Annotated in this window: 1 pseudogene; it reads right to left on the reverse strand. The window is 32.1% G+C overall.

Annotation, left to right across the window (positions count from 1 at the left end):
- Positions 1–386 (reverse strand): annotated as a pseudogene (locus KSU54_RS18660) (SpaA isopeptide-forming pilin-related protein); the annotation flags it as partial.

Genomic DNA, 386 nt, shown 5'->3' on the forward strand with positions numbered 1-386 from the left:
ATATTCAAATTTATTGTAACGGGATCTTGAACTGTTGTTAATGTTCCCTCATCTTGGTAATTACCGCCACTTCTAATAACTAGTGGCGCATATTTCACTAAGTTTTTTCCATTTAAATTACCACTTGAATAATCTTCTCTTTTTTCAAGTGTTGTACTTAAATAAAATGTTTCTCCACCGTTGACGGAAACAGTTCCAGTATTAACAGTTCCCTTTGTTAGATTATGTAATTCCACTCCATCTTGTAGTGGTATATTTACAACTACATCATTATTAGCATTTAACTTAATTTCCTCAGTTCTTTGCTGACCATTTTCATAATATGCATTAAGACTCGATTTTGAGAAATTAAATTCATTTGTTGGTACAGGCATGGACTGAATCTG

This window comes from Erysipelatoclostridium sp. MSK.23.31 (assembly GCF_019125875.1).
GTDB classification, from domain to species: Bacteria; Bacillota_I; Bacilli_A; order Erysipelotrichales; family Coprobacillaceae; genus Thomasclavelia; species Thomasclavelia ramosa.